Source organism: Pseudomonas sp. FG36, from assembly GCF_057809275.1.
In genome coordinates, this window is record NZ_JBMDJQ010000007.1 from 101,243 (window position 1) to 122,665 (window position 21,423).

The 21,423-nt window shown below is 64.4% G+C and carries 24 protein-coding genes; 9 read left to right on the plus strand and 15 right to left on the minus strand.

From position 1 onward, the window contains the following. Positions 1-3: 3 nt before the first annotated feature. The 3 genes from trhO to ACODS9_RS08100 all read right to left on the minus strand — a co-directional run bounded on the left by trhO (position 4) and on the right by ACODS9_RS08100 (position 1,957). Positions 4-936 (minus strand): oxygen-dependent tRNA uridine(34) hydroxylase TrhO, encoded by a 933-nt coding sequence (gene trhO / locus ACODS9_RS08090; RefSeq protein WP_046856631.1) that lies wholly within the window; start codon positions 934-936, stop codon positions 4-6. 192 nt (positions 937-1,128) lie between these two features. Continuing rightward, positions 1,129-1,428, minus strand: coding sequence for a BolA family protein (locus ACODS9_RS08095; RefSeq protein ID WP_046856632.1), 300 nt, complete (start codon positions 1,426-1,428; stop codon positions 1,129-1,131). A gap of 10 nt (positions 1,429-1,438) precedes the next feature. Then, entirely contained in the window at positions 1,439-1,957 is a 519-nt protein-coding gene (locus ACODS9_RS08100) for a DUF2059 domain-containing protein (protein ID WP_023631438.1), read from the minus strand. Positions 1,958-2,110: 153 nt separating this feature from the next. Between ACODS9_RS08100 and ACODS9_RS08105 the strand changes: the two genes are divergently transcribed. After that, positions 2,111-3,505: a class II fumarate hydratase gene (locus ACODS9_RS08105; protein WP_401104048.1), complete on the plus strand. Its 1,395-nt coding sequence runs from the start codon at positions 2,111-2,113 to the stop codon at positions 3,503-3,505. A 44-nt stretch (positions 3,506-3,549) separates the two neighbouring features. Here ACODS9_RS08105 and ACODS9_RS08110 read toward each other — a convergent pair whose 3' ends face one another. Then, positions 3,550-4,503 (minus strand): DMT family transporter, encoded by a 954-nt coding sequence (locus tag ACODS9_RS08110; protein ID WP_489093665.1) that lies wholly within the window; start codon positions 4,501-4,503, stop codon positions 3,550-3,552. 195 nt (positions 4,504-4,698) lie between these two features. Beyond that, positions 4,699-6,192, minus strand: coding sequence for a polyphosphate:AMP phosphotransferase (gene pap, locus ACODS9_RS08115; protein ID WP_401104054.1), 1,494 nt, complete (start codon positions 6,190-6,192; stop codon positions 4,699-4,701). 153 nt (positions 6,193-6,345) lie between these two features. On the opposite strand from pap, the gene mnmC reads away from it, so the two are divergent. Next, a complete protein-coding gene (gene mnmC / locus ACODS9_RS08120; protein ID WP_489093666.1) occupies positions 6,346-8,316 on the plus strand; it encodes a bifunctional tRNA (5-methylaminomethyl-2-thiouridine)(34)-methyltransferase MnmC2/FAD-dependent 5-carboxymethylaminomethyl-2-thiouridine(34) oxidoreductase MnmC1 in 1,971 nt (656 codons plus the stop codon). A 92-nt stretch (positions 8,317-8,408) separates the two neighbouring features. Here the strand turns inward: mnmC and ACODS9_RS08125 are convergent, their stop codons facing one another. Both ACODS9_RS08125 and ptrR read right to left on the minus strand, forming a co-directional pair. Next, positions 8,409-8,537: a PA1414 family protein gene (locus ACODS9_RS08125; protein WP_256206021.1), complete on the minus strand. Its 129-nt coding sequence runs from the start codon at positions 8,535-8,537 to the stop codon at positions 8,409-8,411. 124 nt (positions 8,538-8,661) lie between these two features. After that, positions 8,662-9,555 (minus strand): putrescine utilization regulator PtrR, encoded by an 894-nt coding sequence (gene ptrR, locus ACODS9_RS08130; RefSeq protein ID WP_046856637.1) that lies wholly within the window; start codon positions 9,553-9,555, stop codon positions 8,662-8,664. A 105-nt stretch (positions 9,556-9,660) separates the two neighbouring features. Here ptrR and ACODS9_RS08135 point away from each other — a divergent pair, with 105 nt between their 5' ends. The 3 genes from ACODS9_RS08135 (at position 9,661) to ACODS9_RS08145 (ending at position 11,501) form a co-directional block, all read left to right on the plus strand. Next, entirely contained in the window at positions 9,661-10,824 is a 1,164-nt protein-coding gene (locus ACODS9_RS08135; RefSeq protein WP_489093667.1) for an MFS transporter, read from the plus strand. Between the two features lie 76 nt (positions 10,825-10,900). Continuing rightward, the gene (locus tag ACODS9_RS08140; protein ID WP_489093668.1) at positions 10,901-11,203 is read left to right on the plus strand and encodes a type II toxin-antitoxin system RelE/ParE family toxin; all 303 of its coding nucleotides are present in this window, start codon (positions 10,901-10,903) and stop codon (positions 11,201-11,203) included. After that, positions 11,196-11,501 carry an addiction module antidote protein gene (locus ACODS9_RS08145; RefSeq protein ID WP_110698019.1) on the plus strand — a complete coding sequence of 102 codons (306 nt, stop codon included), beginning with the start codon at positions 11,196-11,198 and terminating at the stop codon, positions 11,499-11,501. The genes ACODS9_RS08140 and ACODS9_RS08145 overlap by 8 nt, the downstream gene beginning before the upstream one ends. Before the next feature lie 64 nt (positions 11,502-11,565). On the opposite strand, the gene ACODS9_RS08150 is transcribed toward ACODS9_RS08145, so the two are convergent. Together ACODS9_RS08150 and ACODS9_RS08155 are read right to left on the minus strand one after the other, a co-directional pair. After that, positions 11,566-12,492 carry a DMT family transporter gene (locus ACODS9_RS08150; protein ID WP_110698017.1) on the minus strand — a complete coding sequence of 309 codons (927 nt, stop codon included), beginning with the start codon at positions 12,490-12,492 and terminating at the stop codon, positions 11,566-11,568. A gap of 91 nt (positions 12,493-12,583) precedes the next feature. Next, positions 12,584-12,988 (minus strand): transcriptional regulator, encoded by a 405-nt coding sequence (locus ACODS9_RS08155; protein WP_102684355.1) that lies wholly within the window; start codon positions 12,986-12,988, stop codon positions 12,584-12,586. A gap of 256 nt (positions 12,989-13,244) precedes the next feature. On the opposite strand from ACODS9_RS08155, the gene ACODS9_RS08160 reads away from it, so the two are divergent. Continuing rightward, the gene (locus tag ACODS9_RS08160; RefSeq protein WP_094010017.1) at positions 13,245-13,514 is read left to right on the plus strand and encodes a hypothetical protein; all 270 of its coding nucleotides are present in this window, start codon (positions 13,245-13,247) and stop codon (positions 13,512-13,514) included. A gap of 11 nt (positions 13,515-13,525) precedes the next feature. Here ACODS9_RS08160 and ACODS9_RS08165 read toward each other — a convergent pair whose 3' ends face one another. From ACODS9_RS08165 to ACODS9_RS08175, 3 genes are all read right to left on the minus strand, one after another. Next, positions 13,526-13,762 carry a BrnA antitoxin family protein gene (locus ACODS9_RS08165; RefSeq protein ID WP_094010018.1) on the minus strand — a complete coding sequence of 79 codons (237 nt, stop codon included), beginning with the start codon at positions 13,760-13,762 and terminating at the stop codon, positions 13,526-13,528. Beyond that, positions 13,737-14,018, minus strand: a complete 282-nt coding sequence (locus ACODS9_RS08170; protein WP_031315381.1) for a BrnT family toxin — start codon at positions 14,016-14,018, stop codon at positions 13,737-13,739. The genes ACODS9_RS08165 and ACODS9_RS08170 overlap by 26 nt, the downstream gene beginning before the upstream one ends. A 185-nt stretch (positions 14,019-14,203) precedes the next feature. Then, the gene (locus tag ACODS9_RS08175) at positions 14,204-15,529 is read right to left on the minus strand and encodes a DEAD/DEAH box helicase (RefSeq protein WP_401104071.1); all 1,326 of its coding nucleotides are present in this window, start codon (positions 15,527-15,529) and stop codon (positions 14,204-14,206) included. A 142-nt stretch (positions 15,530-15,671) separates the two neighbouring features. Between ACODS9_RS08175 and ACODS9_RS08180 the strand changes: the two genes are divergently transcribed. Both ACODS9_RS08180 and ACODS9_RS08185 read left to right on the plus strand, forming a co-directional pair. Continuing rightward, positions 15,672-16,973, plus strand: a complete 1,302-nt coding sequence (locus tag ACODS9_RS08180) for a mechanosensitive ion channel family protein (protein ID WP_046856644.1) — start codon at positions 15,672-15,674, stop codon at positions 16,971-16,973. Between the two features lie 164 nt (positions 16,974-17,137). Then, the gene (locus tag ACODS9_RS08185) at positions 17,138-18,340 is read left to right on the plus strand and encodes an MFS transporter (protein ID WP_489093669.1); all 1,203 of its coding nucleotides are present in this window, start codon (positions 17,138-17,140) and stop codon (positions 18,338-18,340) included. 3 nt (positions 18,341-18,343) lie between these two features. On the opposite strand, the gene ACODS9_RS08190 is transcribed toward ACODS9_RS08185, so the two are convergent. From ACODS9_RS08190 to ACODS9_RS08200, 3 genes are all read right to left on the minus strand, one after another. Continuing rightward, positions 18,344-19,216 carry a carboxylate/amino acid/amine transporter gene (locus ACODS9_RS08190; RefSeq protein WP_367856804.1) on the minus strand — a complete coding sequence of 291 codons (873 nt, stop codon included), beginning with the start codon at positions 19,214-19,216 and terminating at the stop codon, positions 18,344-18,346. A gap of 203 nt (positions 19,217-19,419) precedes the next feature. Continuing rightward, positions 19,420-20,019 (minus strand): FMN-dependent NADH-azoreductase, encoded by a 600-nt coding sequence (locus tag ACODS9_RS08195; RefSeq protein WP_023629502.1) that lies wholly within the window; start codon positions 20,017-20,019, stop codon positions 19,420-19,422. 110 nt (positions 20,020-20,129) lie between these two features. Continuing rightward, on the minus strand, positions 20,130-20,444 hold the full coding sequence (locus tag ACODS9_RS08200) for a hypothetical protein (protein ID WP_023629501.1): 315 nt from the start codon (positions 20,442-20,444) through the stop codon (positions 20,130-20,132). Positions 20,445-20,494: 50 nt separating this feature from the next. Here ACODS9_RS08200 and ACODS9_RS08205 point away from each other — a divergent pair, with 50 nt between their 5' ends. Further along, entirely contained in the window at positions 20,495-21,418 is a 924-nt protein-coding gene (locus ACODS9_RS08205) for a LysR family transcriptional regulator (RefSeq protein ID WP_028693074.1), read from the plus strand. Positions 21,419-21,423: the final 5 nt, after the last annotated feature.

The following is a 21,423-nucleotide window of genomic DNA, read 5'->3' on the forward strand; positions in this document are numbered from 1 at the left end:
GCATCAGGCCTCGGCTTTGTAGTTGAAACCGATCGGGTGCGGCTGGTTGCGCGCCTTGGCCAGCTCGATCTGCTTCTGGCGGTCGATTGCGCTGCGCCGGGTCTTCTCGCTCAGGCTGTCCCAGCAGTGCGGGCAGCTCACGCCTGGCGAATAGTGCTCCGACTCCCGGTCCTTCACGTCGATCGGGTGGCGGCAGGCATGGCACTGGTCGTACTCGCCCTCGGTCAGGTCGTGGCGCACCGTGACCCGGTTGTCGAAGACGAAGCAGTCGCCGTCCCAGAGGCTTTCTTCCTGGGCTACTTCCTCGAAGTATTTCAGGATGCCGCCCTTAAGATGATAGACCGCTTCGTAGCCCTCACCGAGCATGTAGCTGGAGGCCTTCTCGCAGCGGATGCCACCGGTGCAGAACATGGCGACCTTCTTGTGCTTGCTCGGGTCGAAGTGGGCCTTGATGTAGTCGGGGAACTCGCGGAAGGTCTCGGTCTTCGGGTCAATGGCGCCCTTGAAGGTGCCGATGGCCACTTCATAGTCGTTGCGGGTATCGATCAGCAGCACTTCCGGGTCGCTGATCAGGGCGTTCCAGTCTTTCGGATCGACGTAGGTGCCGACCGCCTTGTTCGGGTCCACGCCCGGCACGCCGAGGGTGACGATCTCTTTCTTGAGCTTGACCTTGGTGCGGTAGAACGGCTGCTCGTCGCAGTACGACTCTTTATGGTCGACGTCCACCAGGCGTGGGTCGTTGCGCAGCCAGGCCAGCAGCGCGTCGATGCCTTCGCGGGTGGCCGAGACGGTGCCGTTGATACCTTCGTTGGCCAGCAGCAGGGTGCCTTTTACGCCGTTGTCGAGCATGGCCTTGAGCAGCGGCTCGCGCAGTTCGACGTAGTCTTCGAGGGTGACGAACTTGTACAGCGCCGCCACGACGATCGGTTGGGTCATTGCGTTGAATCTCCAGGTGGTTGCCCTCGTAAGGGGCGGACCGGAATGACAAATGCAATCATGGCGACGCCATCGCGGGGCAAGCCCGCTCCCACGCAGCGTTCAGTGGCTGGCGTGGGAGCGGGCTTGCCCCGCGATGGCGTCGACAGGATGTCTGTGAGGCGTGCAGTCTACCAGAATCCCGGAAAGGATTCAGTGCTTGCCGCCGCCGGCGCACACCGGCGAGGCCGGCGCCACACCGACCACGGCCCATTCCTCGGGCGTGTAGGTGTGAATCGCCAGGGCGTGGATCTGGCCCATCAGCTCACCCATGGTGGCGTAGACCTTCTGGTGGCGCTTGACGCTGTTCAGCCCGGCGAACTGCTCGCTGACCAGCACCGCCTTGTAGTGCGTTTCCTGGCCACGGCTGTGCATGTGGCTTTCGTTGTGCACTTCGAGGTGTTGCGTGCCCAGCGGCGCCAGCTGCTGTTCAATGCGTTGCTGCATGCTCATCGCGTCACGCTCACTTCTTCGCCGGGGCCTTGCCGGCGCTTGGGTCGAGTTCCTTGGTCATGTCGTCGAGCAGCTTGTTGACCACAGGTACCGCCGGCTCCAGGCTCTGCTGGGTCAGCTGGGCCGACTGCTGGGTGACCTTGGGCATTTCACGCAGGACTTTCTTGCCCAGGGGCGATTCGTAGAACTTGACCAGATCGTTCAGCTCGGCCTCGGTGAAGGTCGCGGTGTACAGGTCGACCATCTTCGGCTTGAGCTTCTTCCAGCCGATGGCGTTGTCCAGGGCGGCGTTGGCCTTGGCCTGGTAGCTGTCGAGCACGGTTTTCTTGGAGGCCGGCGCCTTGGTCTGCTCGAAGCGCTGGGCGAACATCTGCTGGACCTGCATGTACACCGGGGTGCCCAGCTTGTCGGCATTGGCCAGGGTCAGGAATTTCTCGGCGGCAGCGTTGTGCGCTGGAGTGGCAGCGAGTACCTGGCCGCTGGCGCAAACCAGGGCAACGGCGGCACAGAGGACACGGAGACGGGTCATTGCATTTCCTTCAAGAAAGGGAGGCGAGTACCTCAGAGTAGAGCATTCTGCGCTGTGATGGCGAAGTGCTCAAGTGGCACGACGAGCGACGGAACCGCTCTGTCGAATCAGGGCCTAAACTGCGATTTCGAACCACAAAGGAGTGAGCGCAGCATGAGCCGTATCGAGACAGACAGCCTGGGCCCGGTCGAAGTTCCGGAGGACGCCTACTGGGGTGCGCAGACCCAGCGTTCGCTGATCAACTTCGCCATCGGCAAGGAGCGCATGCCGCTCGCGGTACTGCACGCCCTGGCGCTGGTCAAGAAAGCCGCTGCCCGGGTCAACGACCGCAACGGCGACCTGCCCGCCGATATCGCCCGCCTGATCGAGCAGGCCGCCGACGAAGTGCTCGACGGCGAGCACGACGACCAGTTTCCGCTGGTGGTGTGGCAGACCGGCAGCGGCACCCAGAGCAACATGAACGTCAACGAGGTGATCGCCGGGCGCGCCAACGAGCTGGCCGGCAAGGGCCGTGGCGGCAAGGTGCCAGTGCATCCCAACGATCACGTCAACCGCTCGCAGAGTTCCAACGACTGCTTCCCCACCGCCATGCACATCGCCGCGGCCCAGGCCGTGCATGACAAACTGCTGCCGGCGATCGCCGAACTGTCGGCCGGGCTGGCCGAGCTGTCGGCGCGCCACACGCACCTGGTCAAGACCGGGCGCACGCATATGATGGACGCAACGCCGATCACCTTCGGCCAGGAGGTCTCGGCCTTCGTCGCCCAGCTCGACTACGCCCAGCGCGCCATCCGCGCAACCTTGCCAGCAGTTTGCGAACTGGCCCAGGGCGGCACCGCCGTGGGCACCGGGCTCAATGCCCCGCACGGTTTCGCCGAAGCCATCGCCGCTGAGCTGGCGGCCTTGTCCGGCCTGCCGTTCGTCACCGCGCCGAACAAGTTCGCCGCCCTGGCCGGCCATGAGCCGCTGACCAGCCTGGCCGGCGCGCTGAAGACCCTGGCCGTGGCCCTGATGAAGATCGCCAACGACCTGCGCCTGCTGGGTTCCGGCCCGCGCGCGGGGATTGCCGAGGTACGCCTGCCAGCCAACGAGCCGGGCAGCTCGATCATGCCCGGCAAGGTCAACCCGACCCAATGCGAGGCACTGTCGATGCTGGCCTGCCAGGTGCTGGGCAACGATACGGCGATCGGCTTTGCCGCAAGCCAGGGCCACCTGCAACTGAACGTGTTCAAACCGGTAATCATCCACAACCTGCTGCAGTCGATCGAACTGCTGGCCGATGGTTGCAGCAACTTCCAGCAGCACTGCGTGGCCGGCATCGAGCCGGACGCCGAGCAGATGGCGGCGCACCTGGAGCGTGGGTTGATGCTGGTAACCGCGCTGAACCCGCACATTGGCTACGACAAGGCGGCGGAAATCGCCAAGAAAGCCTACGCAGAGGGCAAGACCCTGCGCGAGGCGGCGCTGGAGCTCAAGTACCTGACCAACGAGCAGTTCGACCAGTGGGTGCGGCCAGAGAACATGCTGGCGCCCGGCGGCAAGGGCTGATCCGGCGGCCTCATCGCGATGCGACTTGCACCGCGATGAGGCCATCAATCAACCTGCACCCGACGCGCTTTCCAGCCAGCCACCAGCGATGGCCCCAGCGCCACCAGTGCCGAGCCCAGTACCACGGTCACCGCCCCGACATACCCCAGGCCATTGATCTGCTCGGCATGCACGTAGTCCGGCCAGAGCCAGGCCGCCAGCGCGACCGCAACGAACGTCACCAGCGGCGTCAGCGCTAGGGTCGCGCTCACCCGCGAGGCCTCCCAATGCGCCAGTGCCTCGGCGAACGCGCCATAGGCCACCAGTGTGTTCAGGCAGCAGGCCAGCAACAGCCAGCCCTGCAACGGGCTGAGCTGCAACGCCTCCAGCGGATGCACCCAAGGCGTCAGCAGCAGCGCGCAGCAGACGTAGATCACCATCATCACCTGCTGCGAGTTCCACACCGTCAGCAATTGCTTCTGGCTCAGGGCATAGAACACCCAGATGCTGGTCGCCAGGATGATCGTCAGCACACCGGTGGTGTAGGCGCCGAGTGACGTGAGCAGTTCTTCCAGACGCTGGTTGAAGAACAACGCGAACCCCACCAGCAGCACCAGCAGCCCGAGGCCCTGCCCCAGGCTGAAGCGCTCCTTGAAGACGAAGACGCTGGCCACCAGCAACAACACCGGCCCCAGTTGCACCACCAGTTGCGCGGTACCGGGACTGAGCAGGTTGAGCCCGACCAGGTACAGCACGTAGTTGCCAACCAGCCCCGCCACCGCGACGGCCACCAGGCCCTTGCCCTTGACACCGAGACCGCTGAAAGACGGCAGCCGCCGATTGGCCGCCAGCCAGGCGAACAGCAGGCCGCCGGAAACGCTCAGGCGGTACCAGGTGACGGTCACCGGGTCCATCACCTGCAGCACTTGCTTGAGCTTGATCGGCAGGATGCCCCAGAGAAACGCGGTCAGCAGCGCCAGCAGCAGGCCCTGGACCCAGCGTCCGGAAGTAATGTGCATGGTGTCCTCGAATCAGGCCTTGGCGGGGGAAGCTGCAGTCTAAAGGCTTGCCGGGAAGGATGTGGTGGGAAAAGATTTCATCAGGTCATTCCCTGGATGCATGCTCAATGCGTGGGCGGGCTTTCGTGGGAGCGGCGGTGCGCCGATGCGACTTGCCCCGCGAAAGGGCCAAGCCAACACCCATGCACGATTCACCTACTTCTTGTCCTTGGCGAACGCCGCCTCCAGTGCCTGGTTGATCGTGCGCAGCACCTTCACCCGCGCCCAGCGCTTGTCGTTAGCCTCCACCAGGGTCCACGGCGCGATCTCGGTGCTGGTGCGGTCGACCATGTCGCCCACCGCTTCGGAATAGACATCCCACTTGTCGCGGTTGCGCCAGTCTTCCTCGGTGATCTTGTAGCGCTTGAACGGGATCTGCTCACGCTCCTCGAAACGCTCCAGCTGGGTCTGCTGGTCGATGGCCAGCCAGAACTTGACCACCACCACCCCGGCGTTGCTCAGTTGCTCCTCGAAGTCGTTGATCTCGCCGTAGGCGCGCATCCAGTCCGCCGGGCTGCAGAAGCCCTCGACACGCTCCACCAGCACGCGGCCATACCAGGAGCGGTCGAAGATGGTGAACTTGCCGCGGGCCGGGATATGGCGCCAGAAGCGCCACAGGTACGGCTGGGCACGTTCTTCCTCGGTGGGCGCGGCAATCGGTACGATGCGGTACTGGCGCGGGTCCAGCGCCGCCGCCACCCGACGGATGGCCCCGCCCTTGCCGGCCGCATCATTGCCTTCGAACACCGCCACCAGGGCGTGACGGCGCATGCGCTTGTCGCGCAGCAGGCCGGCCAGGCGTGCCTGTTCGGTGACCAGCTGTTCCTGGTAGTCGTGCTTGTCCAGGCGCAGGGTCATGTCCAGGGCACCGAGCAGGCTCTTCTGGTCGATGCTGCGCCCCAGGGGCGCGACATTGCCCTGGTGCTTGCCCTTGGGATTGTTGGCCAGCGCGGCCTGCAGGCTTTCGAGCAGGATGCGCCCCACCGCCAGGCTGCGGTAATGCGGGTCGACGCCCTCGACCACATGCCAGGGCGCATAGTCGCGGCTGGTACGGCGCAGCACCCGCTCGCCGAAGCGCACGAAGCGGTCGTAGGTTTCCGACTGCTGCCAGTCCAGCGGGCTGATGCGCCAGTTGTGCAGCGGGTCTTCCTTGAGCGCCTTGAGCCGCGCCTTCATCTGCTTCTTGGACAGGTGGAACCAGAACTTGATGATCAGCGCGCCCTCGTCGCACAGCATCTGCTCCAGGCGCTCTGCTCCGGCGATGGCCTGGTCGAGCACGGCGTCCTTGAACTGGCCGTGCACCCGCCCCTCGAGCATCTGGCTGTACCAGTTGCCGAAGAACACGCCCATGCGCCCCTTCGGTGGCAGCGCCCGCCAGTAGCGCCAGGCCGGCGGGCGGGCCAGCTCTTCGTCGGTCTGCTGGTCGAACGTGCGTACCTCGATCAGCCGCGGGTCCATCCACTCGTTGAGCAGCTTGACCGTCTCGCCTTTACCGGCGCCCTCGATGCCGTTGATCAGCACGATCACCGGAAAGCGCGCCTGCTGCTTGAGTTCGTACTGGGCTTCGAGCAAGGCCTCGCGCAGGGCGGGCACTTCGGCCTCGTAGGTTTCCTTGTCGATGCTGTGACCGATTTCGGCGGATTCGAACATGGAGGGCTCCTTCAATGGATAAGCAAGATTAGCGGATCGAGCAGGATTTTTGCGCCCTCTGCGCTCAGCATCGCGACACCAGGCCGCTGCCACGAACGACGCAAGCGTCTGCAGATAGCTTAAGATCCACCCTTTGCTGCAACCGAGCCGACCATGTCCGACACCCTCCTCCCTACACAGGCCCAGATCGACTGGGATGACCAGGGCCGCCCCCACTCCCGGCAATACGACGATGTCTACTTCGCCATCAACGAAGGCATCGACGAGACCCTGCATGTGTTCATCGAGCAGAATCACCTGCGCCAGCGCTTCGCCGAGCTGCAGCCGCATGCCTGCCTGGTGATCGGTGAAACGGGCTTTGGCACCGGCATGAACTTCTTCTGTGCCTGGCAACTGTTCGCGGAGCTTGCGCCCGCCGACGCACGCCTGCATTTCGTCAGCGTCGAAAAGTACCCACTGGCCCGCGACGACCTGGCCCGCGCCATGCGGCTGTGGCCGGAACTGGCCACTTTCACCCAGCCGTTGCTGGAGCAGTACGTGGCGATCCACCCGGGCTTCCAGCAATTCAGCCTCGACGGTGGCCGCGTCACCCTGACGCTGATGATCGGCGACGCCCTGGAACAGTTGCCTCAGCTCGACGCCCGCATCGATGCCTGGTTCCTCGATGGCTTCGCCCCGGCGAAGAACCCCGACATGTGGACGCCGGAACTGTTCGCCCAACTGGCGCGGCTGTCGCACCCCGGCACCACCCTGGGTACCTTCACCACCACCGGCTGGGTGCGTCGCTCGCTGATCGAGGCCGGCTTCACCATGAAGAAAGTGCCGGGCATCGGCAAGAAGTGGGAAGTGATGCACGGGGTCTACAGCGGTGCGCCCGTCGCTCGCGCAGCGCCCTGGTACGCACACCCGGCACCCGTATCGGGGCCGCGCGAAGCGCTGGTGATCGGCGCCGGCCTGGCCGGCAGCGCCACGGCCCGGAGCCTGGCAGCACGAGGCTGGCAGGTCTGCGTGCTGGAGCGCCACGACGGCCCGGCCCGGGAGGCCTCGGGCAATCCACAAGGTGTGCTGTACCTCAAGCTTTCCGCCCACGGCACCGCCCTTTCGCAGATGATCCTCACCGGCTTCGGCTACACCCGCCGCTGGCTCGAGCACCTGCAGCGTGGCCAGGACTGGAATGCCTGCGGCGTATTGCAACTGGCTTTCGATGATCAGGAAAATGCGCGCCAGGCCAAGCTGGCAGCGGCCTTTGACAACAGCCTGCTGCAGCGCCTGGAGCGCGCCCAGGCCGAAGCCATCGCCGGGGTCGCGTTGCCCAGCGGTGGCCTGTACTACCCCGAAGGTGGCTGGGTGCACCCGCCTGCGCTGTGCCAGGCCCAGCTGGACCACCCGCGTATCCGCCTGCTTACCCACGCCGATGTGCTCGAGCTGCGCCGTACCGATGGGCTGTGGCAGGCCTGGGAGGGTGAGCGGCTGCTGGCCAGCGCACCGCTGGTGGTGCTGGCCGGCGCCGCCGATATCCGCCGTTTCCCGGCGTGCGCCGGGCTGCCGCTCAAGCGCATTCGTGGGCAGATCACCCGCCTGCCCGTGACCGAAAGCAGCCGTGCGCTGCGCACCGTGGTCTGTGCCGACGGCTACGTAGCGCCCCCGCGCGGGGACGAGCACACCCTTGGCGCCAGCTTCGACTTCAACAGCGAAGACCTGACACCAACCGTGGCCGAGCATCAGGGTAACCTGGCGCTGCTCGATGACATCTCCACAGACCTCGCCGCCCGCCTGCGCACCGCAGAGCTGGACCCGGCGCAGTTGCAGGGCCGGGCGGCGTTTCGCTGCACCAGCCCGGATTACCTGCCCATCGTCGGGCCGATGGCCGATGTCGAGGCATTCAACGAGGCCTACGCCATGTTGGGCAAGGATGCGCGGCAGGTACCAGATGTCGCCTGCCCGTGGCTGAAGGGGCTGTATGTGAACAGTGGGCACGGCTCACGGGGCCTGATCACCGCGCCGCTGTCTGGCGAACTGATTGCAGCTTGGGTCAGCGGTGAGCCGCTGCCGGTGCCCAGGGCGGTGGCCGAGGCGTGCCATCCCAACCGCTTCGCGCTGCGTCGGCTTATCCGCGGCAAGTAGCACCGGAATTGGGCGCTGCGCTCCCGAAAGCGCGCCCCTTGAACGCAAAAGGCCGCCGCATCGATTGGATGCGGCGGCCTTTTACCTTGTGGTCAGCGCCGACGCGGCTGGCGCTTGCGCTGTTCTTCGTCGGTCGGGATCGGCACCGGCTGCAACGGTGGCGGGAGCAGGCCCAGGGCGACGGCGAGGTCATGGAGCCAGTTGTACATGCGTTCGTTCATATTGCCCCCTTGACGGGTCAGCCTCACGGTCAATCAATCTTGCGATGCGTCATACAGATCATAGTCCGATGTCTTGTATTGCGCATGCCTCTGTTCTTACAGATATGGGCGATTCTGACCCGGATCAAGCGCAGATGGCAGCTTCCGACGGTCGGTCAATCGTTTCGCTTTGTTGCAAATCGATCCAGGCCTGCAGATTGGCCCCGCGTTTGCCCTGGCGCCACATCAACCAGGTCATCGCATGATCGAACGGTGCCTGCAAGCGGTGGGCACGCACCTGGTCGCGCCCCGGCAGGCTGTCGAGCATCGATTGCGCCATGAGTGCCACCCCGGCCCCGGCGATCACGCAGGCCAGCATGCTCTGGTAGGACTCGATCTCCATCACCCGGCCCATGGGCGTGTGGGCATGGGCATACCAGGCTTCCAGGCGCATGCGGTACGAGCAGCCCTGGCGGAAGGTGAACACCGCCTTGCCGGCAACGTCACTGGCGCTGTGCACCACCGGGTGTTCGGGGCTGGTGATCAGTACCAGCGTTTCCTCGCACAGTGGCACGCCATCCAGCCCGGCCAGGTTGAGCGGGCCGTCGACCAACGCCGCGTCCAGCCGATGGCTGAGCACGCCTTCGAGTAGTTCCGCACTAGGCGCCGCCTGGACCTGCAGGTTCACGGCTGGATAAGCCTGGTGATAACGCGCCAGTAGCGCTGGCAAATGAATGGCCGCGGTGCTGTACATGGTGCCCAGCACGAAATCCCCCGCTGGCTGGCCCCCCTGCACCGCCGCGAGCGCTTCGTCGCGCAGGTTGGAAAGGCGGTTGGCGTAGTCGAGCAGCACCTTGCCGGCTGGCGACAGCTGCAAGCGCTGGCGCTCGCGCAGGAACAACTCCACCCCCAGCTGCTCCTCGAGCTGACGCAGGCGCGTCGACAGGTTCGACGGCACTCGGTGCAAGCGCTCGGCGGCGCGGGTAACCGAACCCTCCTCGGCCACGGCCTGGAAGATGCGCAGTTGGCTGAACTCCATGAAATTCTCCAAAACAGAACAACTTCATCATCATTATTCAATTTTATTGAAAGTCAATGCGCCCTACCCTGCCATCCATCGCATCCCTTCGTGCAGGAGACTTCCATGTCGCCCTTCGTACAACTGCTGGCCAGCGCCGTGGCGCTGATGATGGCCATGGGCATCGGCCGCTTCGCCCTGACCCCACAACTGCCCCGGCTGATCGCCGAGGGCCAGTTCGACCTGACCGCTGGCGGCCTGGTCGCCGCCGCCAACTACCTGGGCTACTTTCTTGGCGCGGTGGACGGCATGTTCGCCCGCCAGCCACGCCAGGTACGCCTGCGCCTGCATGGCGGGCTGTGGTTGTGCGTATTGCTGACCCTGGCATCGTGGGCGGCCGACGGGTTCTGGAGCCATTTGCTGCTGCGCTTCGGCACCGGCGTGGCCAGCGCCTGGGTGCTGGTGATGATTGCCAGCCTCAGCCAGCAACTGGCCAGTGCCCATGGCCGCCAGCGCCTCGGCGCACTGGTGTTCGCCGGACCCGGTGTCGGGATTGCGGTGACAGGCTTGCTGGCCTTGGCCGCGCACCTGCTGGGGCTGGATTCGGCGGCCCTGTGGCTGATTTATGGGGTCGCCGCACTGGTCATGCTGCTCGCGGTGCTGCCGTGGCTACCACGAGCGCTCGAACCCGTCACCTTGCCCCTTGGCAACGACCGCGGCCCCAACAATGGCATCGGCCGCCTGGGCCTGGTCTACGCGCTCTACGGGATCGGCTACATCCTGCCGGCGACCTTCCTGTCGCAGATGGCCAGCCAGCAGTTCCATGGGCAATGGCTGGCCGACCTGTTCTGGCCGGCGTTCGGCCTGGCCTCGGCGCTGGGTGTGATGATCGTCAGCCTGCTTCGCCCGGGCCGCACCTCGACCTGGCTGAGCATCACCTTGTGGTTGCAAGGGCTGGGTGTACTGGCCTGCCTGCTGGGCGGCGGCGTCGGCCTGGCATTGGGCGTGCTGCTGTGCGGCGGGCCGTTCCTGGCCTGCATGCAACTGGTGATGCAGCGCTCGCGGGAGCTGGCGCCCCATGGCACACAGCGCAATGCCGGGATGTTGACCGCTTGTTTCGCCCTTGGGCAATTGAGTGGGCCGCTGCTGGCGGCGTTGAGCAGCCACTACAGTGCCAGCCTGCAGCCTGCCTTGGTGCTGGCAGCGACAGGGCTAGCCATGGCTGGCGTGCTGGTCATCAGGGGAAACCGCAGTTTGCAGGGCTGCCCATCAAGAACCCGAATGGCCTGACAGGGAAAACCCGGCTGCAAAAGGTCGAAACCATTTGCAGCCTTTGCCATTGTATTTTATAAACTACATTCACTCGATGAAAACCATCGAATCCAGCAGTTTCAGGCATTGGCTGATCGGGCTTCGGGATGCCACGGTAAGGGCCAGAATCGTCGCTCGTGTCAACCGACTCAAGGAAGGGCTAGCGGGTGACGTTTCACCGGTCGGCCATGGCATGAGTGAGCTGAGAGTCCATTACGGCCCAGGCTATCGGGTGTATTTTCACCAATACGGCGATACCTTGATCATCCTGCTTTGCGGCGGCGACAAAAGCAGCCAGCAACGGGACATCAAGGCAGCCCGGCAGATCCTGCAGTCGTGGAGGATGCAAAATGACTGAAACGTTCCATGAATTCGACGCCGCCGCCTATCTGACTTCCCCGGAAACCATCGCGCAGTTCATGACCGATGCATTGGAGACAGGGGATGCAGCCTACGTAGCAAAAGCCGTGGGCGTGGTGGCTCGCGCCAGGGGCATGAGTGAACTGGCAAAGGAAACAGGCCTGTCTCGCGAGCAGCTTTACCGCTCGTTCAGTGAACACGGCAACCCAACGCTCAAATCGTTCCTGACTGTAATGAAAGCGTTGGGAATAGACATGGCTGCCAGACCCCACTTATCCCAGCAAGGTGTAGGCTAGGCGAAATGCCTTGCCGGTCCTGTGGCATCTAATACCTCAAGGACCGGCACTTGCTTGCGCCCTGTCATCCCACCAGTTTGCGCAACTGCTGCCGCACCCACGCCTCGGCGCTGACCATGATCACCCCGAGCAGCACCATCACCGCGCCGATCACGAAGTTCAGGCTCAGCGGCTCGTCCAGCAGCAGCACACCGAAGGTCACCCCGAACAGCGGCGTAATGAAGGAAAACACCGCCAGGTTCGACGCCAGGTACTTGCGTAGCAACCAGAACCAGGTCAGATAGCTCACGAACGACACCACGATCCCCTGGAACAGCACGCTGCCCACCGCCAGCGGGGTCAGCGAGAAGTCAGCGATCTGTCCACTCACCAAGGCGATCAGCACCAGCCCGACAAACCCCACGGCCAGCTGGTAGAACAGGGTCAGGGTCGCTGGCGCCTCGGACAACCGCGAGCCGCGCACCACCACCGTGGTCGCGCCCCACGCCAGGCCCGCGAGGATCGCCAGCGCGTCGCCAAGCAGCATGCGCCCATCGAGGTGCTCCAGGGAAACACTACCCGCGAAGGCCAGGGCAATCCCTGCAAACGCCAGCAGAATGCCCAGCCACTGCAACAGCCGCAGCCGCTCGCTGGGCATCATGAAATGCAGCCCCAGGGCGGTGAAGATCGGCGCGGTGTAGAGGAACACCGACATATGCGCCGCCGAGGTCAGCTTCAGTCCCTCGGCGATGAACAGGAACTCCAGGCCGAACAGCGCGCCGGCCAGCAGCCCGGCACGCCAGGTGCTGCCGACCTGGTTCCAACCACCCCGGAAGCACACCAGCAAGCCGACCAGTACCGCCGCGATGCCATTACGAAACGCCGCTTGCATGACCGGTGCGATATCCACCGCGGCGGATTTGATCAGCACCTGCTGGCAGCCCCAGATCAGGCACAGCCCCAGCATGACCTGGAAAGCAAAAGCGTCGGGGTTCTTGCGGACCGCGGTCATGGGCGGCCCCTCTGCGGATTGAACGACATGGCAAGGCTCGGCAGTGAGAATGGATCCCGATTATCGGGGGACCGGCCTTGCCGATGCCAGTCTAAATTGACCCGCCAGCGATCTGCGCCTTGGCCGAGACGTGCTCGAAGGTGGCTTCATCCAGGGCATCGGGCTGTTCATCGAGCACCTGGCGTGGATGTTCGAAGCCCGGAATGCTGCTGTCGATCAGGCTGAGCAGGCGCGAGCCGCGTGGGCTGAGGACGAAATTCTCGCCGTTGCCGCCTTCCGCTTCAGGCCGGCTCTCGATGAAACCGCGTTCGAAGAGGATCTTTTCGTACTTGCAGGCCTGGGCCTTGAGCTGGTTCAGATCACCCGGCGCCTCACCATCGGCGGCCAGCGCGGCGGCATGCTGCTCGGCATAGGGGCGCGGCGTGAAACTGTGACCGGCGCCGTTCTGCACTTCGTGCAGCAAGCGTTCGATCAGGTCCCAGTCGTATGTGCTCATGGGGTAAGCCTCCTGCTGTGGACAAGTAGGTACACAGCGTGGGACTGACAGAGGTTGCCAGGTGTTCAATCAAAACCAGGAGGGTCGCCTCACCCTCAACAAGCTCCCTCATGAGCGAACCAGGGTCTGCTTCTTCCTGGCCAATGCTGGGCCGAATACAAGACTGAGCGACACTTGTTCCGCCAGTCGCTCACGCTGAACTTCTGATCCGCCAACGACCTCCACCGCAGGAATCGACTGACAAGGGAACCAAAGGATGAAACCGCTACCCTGCATCCTCTGCGCGACAGCCCTGCTCTGCGCGCAGCCCATCTGGGCCTGCACACCGGAAGAGGCCACGCAGAAAAGAGAGCAACTGGCAGGCTTGGTGAGCCAGCTGACCGAGCAGAACGCTCAAAAGGCCAAGGAGATCAACGACGAGCTCCAGCACATGGACCTCGGCACCGCCAGCAAGGACCTGCCGGACAAGTGCCAGTTGATCGACAAGCGCATCCAGGAGCTGAAGGAAGCGGAAAGGAAAACCTGACCGCGCCCGGATCAACGCCGCTGCTGGGCCTGCATGTACTGACGAAGCAACTGGTTGATGCGGGTCTGGTAGCCGGCGCCCTGCTCCTTGAACCAGGTCAGTACATCGGCATCCAGGCGGATGGTCACTGTCTGCTTGGCCGGCACCCGCAGCTCGGCGCGGCGGAAGAAGTCATCGTCGAGTTCGGGGATGTCCGAGGTATCGACCGGGGCTTGGTCTTGCTCACAGCTTCTGGACGGTTTCGACATAGCGCGTTACCTCACGTCGAGTGGCTCTTCTGGCGGAAATGATGCGGATCACATCACCCTGCCGTTCGGTGTAGGCGACCACGCTGACCCAGGCATTGATCCAGCCCATACCGATCCAGCGTGCCTCCGGGTACTCGAATCGCTCATCACGCAGCGCCAGCATCGGCTGGCGGAACATCTCGGGCACATCGTTGAAGTCGATACCGTGCTTGCGGATGTTGAGCTGGTTCTTTTCCTCGTCCCATTCAAATCGCACGGGACAATCGTATTTACAGCTGTACATACGCTACTCCTCCTTGGCTGCACATGCCAGAGGAGTGTGGCGCTCGGGCGACAAAATGCCCGGGCTGGAAGAGGGTTTGGGAAATGGGCTACGCGCCCTGGGGAAAGAGGTGAAGCAACCCGCCACCGTTGCAGTGGCGGGCTCATTGCCGGAGGGGCTTACTCAGCTGCCGGCTTGCGCTTTTTCAGCGGTGCCAGGCCATCGGCGCTGGCCAGCGGCGCGTTGGCCTTCGGCTTGGCGGACGGCTTGCGCTTGACGGCGCCTTTCTTGTCGGCGCCCGCCTTCTTCTCGGTCTTTTTCTTCTTGGTGCCGGCAGCCTTGCCCGACGCCTTGACCTTCTTCGGACCGTTGTAGGTACCCTTGACTTCCTTGATGACGCGGCGCTCGAACTGCTGCTTGAGGTAGCGTTCGATGCTCGACATCAGGTTCCAGTCGTTGTGGGTGATCAGCGAGATCGCCAGGCCTTCGCCGCCGGCACGGCCGGTGCGACCGATACGGTGCACGTACTCGTCGCCGCTGCGTGGCATGTCGAAGTTGATCACCAGGTCGAGGCCGTCGATATCCAGGCCGCGGGCCGCGACGTCAGTGGCCACCAGCACCTTGGAGCCGCCGTCCTTGAAGCGGTCGATGGCCAGCTTGCGGTCCTTCTGGTCCTTCTCGCCGTGCAGGACGAACGCCTTGACCTCCTTGGCCACCAGGTGGCCGTAGATACGGTCGGCCAGGGCGCGGGTGTTGGTGAAGATGATTGCCTTCTTGTAGGTCTCGTTGGCCAGCAGCCACTGCACGATCTGCTCTTTGTGCTGGTCGTGGTCAGCGGTAATGATCTGCTGGCGGGTGCCTTCGGCGAGCTGCGAAACGCTGTTGAGCATCAGGTGCTCAGGGTCTTTGAGCACTTTGCCGATGATGTCGCGCAGGGCAGCGCCGCCAGTGGTGGCCGAGAACAGCAGGGTCTGCTTGCGGTTTTCGCACTCTTTGCACAGGCGTTCCATGTCTTCGGCGAAGCCCATGTCGAGCATGCGGTCGGCTTCGTCGAGGATCAGCACGTCAACGTGGGACAGGTCGAGGTTGCCGGCATTGAGCTGCTCGAGCAGTCGGCCCGGGGTGCCGATCAGCACGTCCGGCACCTTGCGCAGCATCGCCGCCTGTTCCTTGAAGTCTTCACCGCCGGTGACCAGCCCCGACTTGATGTAGGTGAACTGGGAGAACAGCTGCACCTGCTTGAGGGTCTGCTGGGCCAGTTCGCGGGTCGGCAGCAGGATCAGCGCACGGATTTCAACGCTCGGGCCGCTGCGGTCGACCAGGCGGTTGAGCAGTGGCAGCACGAAGGCGGCAGTCTTGCCGCTGCCGGTCTGCGCCGTCACCCGCAGGTCACGCCCTTGCAGGGCCAGGGGAATGGCCGCCGCCTGCACCGGGGTCGGCTCGACAAATTTCAGCTCGGCCACGGCTTTGAGCAGGCGTTCGTGCAGGGCGAATTGGGAAAACACGGGGTAACCTCGGGCAAGTGCGAAAAATTCAGTTGCATAGGGTAACGTTTTCCGTGGCCAGAACCGAATTTCTTTTGGCAACTTTGCGCCGATCCACGCTCTAATAACGCTTCGTACCGCAACACAGACCGTTTCCAAGCCCATGGACATCCAACGCTTCTGGCGTGACGCCCTCGACCTCTGGGGCACGCTCGACCAACACCCGCTGCTGCACGCCGCCCTCGGCCTGGCCGTGCTGCTGCTCGTCTCGCTGCTGATCGGCCGCCTGGCCCGCTTCCTGGTGCTGCACTCCAGCCGCCTGCTGGGGCGCCAACAGGCGCTCAGGTGGCTCGACGACCTGCGCCACAACAAGGTGCTCCATCGTCTGGCCCAGACCACCCCGTCACTGGTGGTGCAGTTCGGCCTGAAGCTGGTACCGGAGCTGTCGGCCGCCGCCCAGCATTTCCTCGGCAACGTTGCCCTGGCCGTGACGCTGCTGTTCATGACCCGCGCCCTGTCCTGCCTGCTCGACGCGCTGCTGGACATCTACGCCCGCACCGAACATGCCCGCACCCGCTCGATCAAGGGCTACATGCAACTGGCCAAGATGATGCTGTGGATCTTTGCCGCCATCGTCATCGTCGCCACCCTGATCGACCGCTCGCCACTGTTGTTGCTGTCCGGTCTGGGCGCCATGTCGGCGGTGCTGCTGTTGGTGTACAAGGACACCCTGTTGTCGTTCGTCGCCAGCGTGCAACTGACCAGCAACGACATGCTGCATGTCGGCGACTGGATCGAGATGCCCCAGGCCGGCGCCGACGGCGACGTGGTCGACATCACCCTGCACACGGTCAAGGTGCAGAACTTCGACAAGACCATCGTCTCCATCCCCACCTGGCGCCTGATGAGCGAGTCATTCCGCAACTACCGCGGCATGCAGCAGTCCGGCGGGCGGCGGATCAAGCGCAGCTTGTTTATCGATGCCGCAGGCGTACGCTTCCTTACCCAGGAAGAAGAACAGCGCCTGGGCCAGGTGCGTCTGCTCGGCGACTACCTGGCCGGCAAGCGCCAGGAGCTGCGCGAATGGAACGAGGCCCAGGGCCACAATGCCGGGCTGTCGGCCAACCGCCGACAGTTGACCAATATCGGTACCTTCCGCGCCTTCGCCCTGGCGTACCTGAAGAGCCACCCCAACGTGCACCCGAACATGACCTGCATGGTCCGCCAGATGCAGACCACCGCCGAAGGCGTACCGCTGGAGATCTACTGCTTCACCACCACCACGGTGTGGGCCGAATACGAGCGCATCCAGGGCGATATCTTCGACTACCTGTTGGCCGTGCTGCCGGAGTTCGGGCTGAGCCTTTATCAGCAGCCCAGTGGTAATGACATGCGTGCAGGGCTGGCGGCCAGGCCGCAGCCTCAGACCCAGCCACGCAGCCTGGACGTATTGAGCGAGGCCTGACCGTCCCATCGGGGCGCCCGAGCGGGCGCCCTTTGCATTGCGCCCCCAAGGCGCACTACCCTGGAGCCATCCAGGACGACGTCATCACGGAAGATCGACGGCCCACTCGCCACGCCTATCCCTGACGCTCGACAGACGCCTGCCACAACCTTCGTGAGCGAGCCATGCCTCAGGACATTGCCAGCACTTCACTGCACGACACCCCGCCATCGTCTCGGCGCAAGACCCTCGCCGCCGCCAGCCTCGCCCATGGCGTGCATGATGGCCTGACCGATGTCATCTACGTGTTGCTGCCACTCTGGCAGGTCGCTTTCGGCCTCAGCTACGCCCAGGTCGGGCTGCTGCGCGGCGCCTACGCCGGCATGATGGCGGGTTTTCAGTTGTTGGCCAGCAAAGGTGCCCGACACTGGGGCCGCGAGGCCCTGTTGGTCCGGGGCACGGCGCTGGCCGGGCTGGCCTACCTGATGGCCGCCCAGGCGAGCGACTTGAGCCTTCTGCTGATCGCCCTGATGCTCGCCGGCCTCGGCGCCAGTACCCAGCACCCGCTGGCCAGCGCGCTGGTCGCTGATGCCTACGAAGGCAGCGGCAAGGTGAAGCAGGCCCTGGCCCAGTACAATTTCGCCGGAGATATCGGCAAGGCGCTGATCCCGGGCCTGGTCGGCCTGGTGCTGGTATATGTGTCATGGCAGGCTAACGCCACCGCGCTTGGACTGCTAGGCCTGGGGGCGGCAGCGGCACTGTGGTGGCTATTGCGTCAGGCGCCACTCGCAGGGCGATCAACGCGCAAGGCCGTGGCCCAAGATCGAGTTGGCTCAAGGTCAGGGCTTGCGGCGCTGATCGCCACCGGCACCCTCGACAGTGGCGTGCGCATGGGTTTTCTGACCTTCCTGCCGTTCCTGCTGCAGAGCAAGGGCGCGACGACCGCGCAAATAGGCCTGGCCCTGACATTGCTGTTCATTGGCGGCGCCTTCGGCAAGCTGTTCTGCGGCTACCTGGGCGCCCGGCTGGGGCCGGTGCGCACCGTGATCTGCACCGAGCTGCTGACCGCCGGGCTGATCCTGGTAGCACTGCTGTTGCCCTACCTGCCGTTGATGCTGGTGATGCCTCTGATCGGCGTGGCACTCAACGGCACCTCGTCGGTGCTGACCGGGCTGGTGCCGGACTTCGCCGGCAGCGAGCAGCGCGAGCGGGTGTTCGCCTGTTTCTATACCGGCACCGTCGGCGGCGGCGCGCTGGCACCGGTGCTGATCGGCGCGATATCCGACCACACTGGGGTGGAACAGGGATTGATGGCGCTGGCAGGCACACTGCTGCTGACCCTGCCGTTGTGCCTGATCGTGCACACTGGCCTGCCGCGCCGGCAATGATCCTCAGGCCGCTCCCGGCAGCCTCGCGCGCTGGCCGCCCAAACGACTCAACCAGACCGACGCCAGGATCACCGTACCGCCAATGGCCAGGCGCCCCAGCGGCTCGTCCTGGTTCCAGATCAGCAGGTTGAGCAACAAGCCCACCGGCACATGCAGGTTGTTCATCACCGCCAGGGTACCGCCGGAGACCAGGCAGGCACCCTTGTTCCACCAGTACAACCCCAATGCAGTCGGACACAGGCCGAGGAACAGCAGCACCAGCCACTGGGTGTCGGTGCTCGGCAGGTGCTGGGCATTGCCGAACAGCAGGAAGGCCGGCAATACCACCAGCAACGCGCCCAGGTAGAAATAGCCGAACCGGCGGTAGTGCGGCAGGTCGCTGGGGTGGCGGGCCACCAGATGGCGGTACAGCACCTGCCCGGCGGCGTAGGTGAAGTTGGCCAGTTGCAGCAGCAGGAAGCCGATGAAGAACTCGCCGGTGACCGTGTCGAAGCGGATCACCGCCGCGCCGGCCACTGCCACCAGGGCGGCAAGCAGCGCCCAGGGGTTGAAGCGCCGATTCAGGGCATCCTCGATCAAGGTCACATGCAACGGGGTGAGGATGGTGAACAGCAGTACCTCCGGCACCGTCAGCACGCGGAAGCTGAGGTACAGGCAGACATAGGTGATGCCGTACTGCAGCGCGCCGATCAGCAGCATCGAGCGCATGAAGCGTGGTTCGACCTGACGCCAGCGGGTCAGTGGCAGGAACACCAACCCGGCCAGCAACACCCGCACCAGCACGGCGAAGTAGCTGTCGACATGGCCGGCCAGGTATTCGCCGATCAGGTTGAAAGAGTACGCCTGGATCAGCGCGACGATTATCAGGTAGCCCATGGTTGGCCCTCGTGGATCAAGGCGGGGACCTTAGCGGGTTGGGCCTGGGCAGTTCAACCATAGGGATTGTGGGGCTGCTGCGCAGCCCATCGCCGGCACAGGATGCGCACTTTCTGCGAGCAAAAAAAGCCCGGCCATCTCTATGGCCGGGCAGGCACACCCAAAGGAGCAACAAGGTGTCAGGGTTGGGAATTCGTCGCGGCTCAGGCCACCGCGGCCAGTCTGGCCTTGGCCTGGTTCAGGCCCTTCTCGTGAAATTCGCCGCTCATGTTCAGGCCTTCGGCATGGATGAAGTCCACATCATGGATACCGATGAAGGCCATCACCTGGCGCAGGTACGGTTCCTGGTGATCGCTGCTGGCACCGGCATGGATGCCGCCGCGAGCGGTCAGGACGATGGCGCGCTTGCCGTTGAGCAGCCCCTGTGGCCCGGTCGGGGTGTACTTGAAGGTGATGCCGGCGCGCAGCACGTGGTCCAGCCAGGCTTTCAGGGTGCTGGGGATGGTGAAGTTGTACATCGGCGCGGCCATCACCAGCACGTCGGCGGCCAACAGTTCGTCGGTCAGCGCATTGGAGCGCTCCAGTGCCTCACGCTCGGTGGCGCTGCGCTGTTCCTCGGGCTTCATCCAACCGCCGAGCAGGTTGGCGTCCAGGTGCGGCACGGGGTTCACCGCCAGGTCGCGCACCGTGATCTCGTCGGCCGGATGCGCCGCTTGCCATTGCTGGATGAAGTCCAGGGTCAGTTGGCGGGAAACGGAATCCTGCTGGCGGGCGCTGCTTTCGATGATCAGTACGCGGGACATGGGTGCCTCCATCGGCGGTAAGGGGTGGCGATTCGATGGAGGTGAGATTAGAGGTTGACCTATCGATAAAAAAGCGTAAAAAGTGGGATCAACCTATCGATTAACCTGTTTTATTCCGCTTTGCAGTCGAGCACGATGCGCAGCTTGATGATCTGCCGGTTGAACTTGGCAGTGACATCCACGCTCCTGCCCGCCGGCACGTTGACCCGGCGCACCCTCGGCGCCTCGGGGCCGTTGCGGAAGGTGACCTTGCACGCCGCCGGAACCTGCCCATAGTTGTTGAGGCTGATCGAGCCGATGTCATAGGCCGTGTCGTAGGCGGTGTAGTCGACCTTGACCCCGGTCAGTTCCTTCTCCACGTCGATCGGGTAAGCCATGGCCCCGAGGGGCAGGCACAACAGCAAAGCCGCACAACATTTCTTCATACGGGCGCTCTCCTTGGGAAGAGCGCAGCTTAGGACAACAGGAGCCCTGGATGAAAGCACCGCGCGTTACCCTGGATCAGTGGCGGACCCTGCAGGCGGTGGTCGACCACGGCGGGTTCGCCCAGGCCGCCGAGGCCCTGCACCGCTCGCAATCGTCGGTGAGCTACACCGTGGCGCGCATGCAGGAGCAGCTGGGCGTGCCGTTGCTGCGCATCGATGGGCGCAAGGCGGTGCTGACCGAGGCCGGCAGCGTGCTGCTGCGCCGTTCGCGGCAACTGGTCAAGCAGGCCAGCCAGCTGGAAGACCTGGCCCACCACATGGAGCAGGGTTGGGAAGCCGAAGTGCGCCTGGTGGTCGACGCCGCCTACCCCAGCGCCCGCCTGGTGCGCGCCCTGGCAGCGTTCATGCCGCAGAGCCGCGGCTGCCGGGTGCGCCTGCGCGAAGAGGTGCTGTCCGGCGTCGAAGAAGTGCTGCACGAAGGCATCGCCGACCTTGCCATCAGCAGCTTCAACATCGGCGGTTACCTGGGCACCGAACTGAGCCCGGTGGAGTTCATCGCCGTCGCCCACCCCGAGCATGCCCTGCACCGCATGGGCCGCGAAATCACCTTCCAGGACCTGGAAAGCCAGTTGCAGGTGGTGATCCGCGACTCCGGTCGGGCCCAACCGCGTGATGTCGGCTGGCTAGGCGCCGAGCAGCGCTGGACGGTGGGCAGCCTGGGCACCGCAGCAACCTTCGTCGGCAGCGGCCTGGGCTTTGCCTGGCTGCCCCGGCACATGATCGAGCGCGAGTTGCGCGAAGGCGTGCTCAAGCCCTTGCCGCTGGATCAGGGTGGCAGCCGCCATCCACTGTTCTACCTTTACTCCAGCAAGGAAAAGACCTTGGGCCCGGCCACGCAGATCCTTATCGAACTGCTGCGCAACTTCGACACCGCGCCGCTGGACGTGCCCTTCGCAGCCCCCCCGCAAGCCTGAGAGGA